At 73.5% G+C, this 2,810-nt stretch carries 3 protein-coding genes; all 3 read right to left on the bottom strand.

Features of this window, described 5'->3' with window-relative positions; genetic code table 11:
* Window positions 1-101: 101 nt before the first annotated feature.
* Window positions 102-644 (bottom strand): hypothetical protein, encoded by a 543-nt coding sequence (locus tag ACLQ24_RS29190; protein ID WP_425894955.1) that lies wholly within the window; start codon window positions 642-644, stop codon window positions 102-104.
* Window positions 641-1,252 (bottom strand): hypothetical protein, encoded by a 612-nt coding sequence (locus ACLQ24_RS29195; RefSeq protein WP_425894956.1) that lies wholly within the window; start codon window positions 1,250-1,252, stop codon window positions 641-643. Before ACLQ24_RS29195 ends, ACLQ24_RS29190 begins: the two co-directional genes overlap by 4 nt.
* Window positions 1,253-1,547: 295 nt before the next feature.
* Window positions 1,548-2,810: VWA domain-containing protein (locus tag ACLQ24_RS29200; RefSeq protein ID WP_425894957.1), on the bottom strand; the 1,263-nt coding region annotated here is incomplete at its 5' end.

Raw genomic sequence — 2,810 nt, forward strand, 5'->3', positions numbered from 1 at the left:
TCCTTGGCGTACCGGCGTGGGGCCCGCATCCGTCGATGCGGGCCCCACGAATCCGAGTGAGCGGAAGGCCTCGGCGCTCGGGCGGCGCCGGTGTGGCCTGGTCAGAGCCGGCGCAGCCAGGTCAGCACCGTGTCGATGTCGGCACGGCGCAGCCCGTCGTACGGGTCGACGGGGTGGAGCAGGGTGGGTACGCCGTCGCGGATGCGCTGGTCGGCGGTGGTGGGGTCCTTGCCGCCGAACTCGTCGTCGAGGACGGCGAGTGCCCGCCGCATGGCCCAGGGGTAGAGGACGGAGAGTTTGCTCTGGTGGCCGAAGCGGACACCGCCCGCGTGGACGGGGATGTGCGGCCAGGTGGTCGGCAGGTCGAGTCGTGGGGCGATCCATTGGGCGGCGAGGTGGTTCCAGCTGGTGCACCACACCGGTTGGGCGTGTTCGGCCAGTTCCCGCAGCCATGGCCCGTGGTCGGGGTGGAGCCAGACGGTGCCGGTGACGTGCTGCCCGTCGGGGCCGGGCCCGTCGTAGCGGTGTGGCTGGTAGCCAAGCGCTGCGGCGTGGGCCGGGTTGGCGGGGTTGAGGACGCCGTCGACGTCGAGGGCCACGATCGGCGGAAGCTCTGGGTGTGCCAGGGGTCGGGTGCTGGTCACGGCTGGGCCCCCTGGAGGGTGACCGGGTGCAGCGGCACGATGAGCCGGTCGGCGGCGCGGCCGGGTCCGCCGTCGGGTTGCCACGTGTCGGCGGCGGCGTGGGTGGGGAACGGGCCGACGGCGGCGAGCCAGCCTTGGGTGCGGTCGAGCAGCACGAGGACGGCGGTGCGGGCGTCGTCGAGGGCGGGCCGTAGGGCCGCGGCGAGGGTGGTGGGCAGCTCGACCCAGCAGGTGGCGGGTAGGGCTGTTGTTGCGGGGTCGTGCAGCGGCACGGGTTTGGTCACGGCGAGTGTGGCGCTGTCGAGCGCGAGCACGGGGGCGAGGGAGCGGGCTGTTTCCGCGCCGCTGGTGGGGCCGTGTGCGGCGAGTTCGCCGCCGGTGTGAAGGGCGAGCAGCGCGTACGGGTCGCGGATCTCCAGGGAGTCCAGGACTGCGAGGGTGATCATGTCCCCGGTCCGCAGGTCGCCCAGGGTGAGCAGGACCGGCCGTCCGTCCGGGTCGCGGGTCCAGGTGATCACGTCGAAGTGTTCGCTGGTGACGTCGGCGAGACGTCGCCAGGCGCGGTTGTCGGTGTCGAAGGGGTGGTCGTTGTCGGTGTCGAAACGCATGGCATGGGCTCCTTGTGATGGGCGGCGTCGTATCGCGTCCGGACCTGGCCCACCGGGTCATGGGGGACGCGATGCATGGACGCTTCGATGGCGCGGGATGGTCAAGTCGCCGACCGGAGGCAAGGGCCGTCTGCTGCCGGCCCCGCGAGACGTGGCGGGTTGCCGGCGGCAGCCCGCCTCTGCGGGGCTTGGGTACGTCGTTGGGGTGGCCGCGCGCGGCGCTGCCCGGCCACGGCCGTTGCCGCGCCGCGGCGCGGGGGTGGGACTGGTCGGTCGCCGGACGGCTCGGCTGGGCTTAGGCCTGGGTGAGCGCGGCGACGGCGGCGTCGGCGATCGCCGCGACGGCCTCGACGGGATCGGCGACAGTGAGGGTGGTGGTGTGCGTGAAGGTGTGCCTCCACATCTGGTCGGGGCCGGTCAGTTCGCTGTCGGCGAGCGGGTCGGCGGGGTGCAGCCACAGCACGGCGCAGCCGGCCTGGTGCAGGGTGGTGACGAGTTGTTGCCCGGCGGGGATGTCGTCGAGGTAGCCGTCGGAGACGACGGCGAGCATCCGTAGGGTGCGGCCGTGGCGTAGGTCGAGGAGTTGGTCGGCGACCTTGACCGCTTCCGGGAAGGTGGCGGTGGCGAGGCCGGTGCGCATGGTCAGCACCTGGGTGGGGCGGGTGCGTGGGGGTACCAGGACGGTGGTGCGGTCGCCGAATCCGATGGTGGTGGTCGTCGCGTCGGCGCGGCGTGCCGCGTTGGCGAAGATCCACGCGGCGGAGGACATCGCCTCGGTGTAGCGGTCCATCGAGCCGGACAGGTCGACCAGGACGGCCAGGTGCAGACGGGGTTTCTCCGGTGGCAGCTGGGCGCGTTGCTGCCATGGGGCGGCGGTCGGGAGTTGCCCGGCGGCGATTTGTGCTTCGGCGGTGATGGCGTGGCGGGTTCGTAGCCGGCCGGGTGGGATCGCGGAGGGCCGCCGGCCGGGTTCGGGGTGTTGGGTGCGGGCTTGCCGCAGCCGGTGGGCGAGGTCGCGGGCCGCGTGGTGTTCCTGCTCGGTCGGGTCCCGGCGGTCCCACTCCGACGGTGGGCTGTGCCGGTGGGCCAGCAGCGCCGCGGCGTACTCGGCCGGGGTGACGTCGGTGGCGACGGCGAGGTAGTCGACGAGGGCCGCGGCGAGGCGGCCGGCGAATTGCCCGGCGTCCGGTACGGGGGTGTCGTACTGCTGGTCGGGGTCGATGCCGAGGACTTGGCACCACCGGCGGGCCAGGGTGATCATGGTGTCGGCGTCGGTGTCGTCGCAGGTGTGGGCCTCGCGCCAGATGTCGCGCAGTTGCCGCAGGCGTTTGCGTCCGAGGACGCCGGTGACGGCGGCGCGGACGGGGCGGACGTCTTTGCTGGTGACGATGCGGGCGTCGACGCGGGCAAGGAGCAGGGCGGCGAGTTGCCCGGCGTGCCACGCGTCGTCGACGGCCGCGTCGTCGGGGTCGAGGAGGGTCGTCACGACGTGGCGCAGCCAGCGGCGGTCGCCGCGGCGGCGGGCGCGTTGGCGTCCTTCGGCCCGGGATTCCTCCAG

This window comes from Micromonospora sp. DT4, assembly GCF_049841675.1.
In the GTDB taxonomy this organism is placed as follows: domain Bacteria; phylum Actinomycetota; class Actinomycetes; order Mycobacteriales; family Micromonosporaceae; genus Micromonospora.

What these genes read in the sequence shown, in the direction of transcription:
- ACLQ24_RS29195 (WP_425894956.1), bottom strand. Translation starts at nt 1,252, where the DNA reads ATGCGTTTCGACACCGACAACGACCACCCCTTCGACACCGACAACCGC.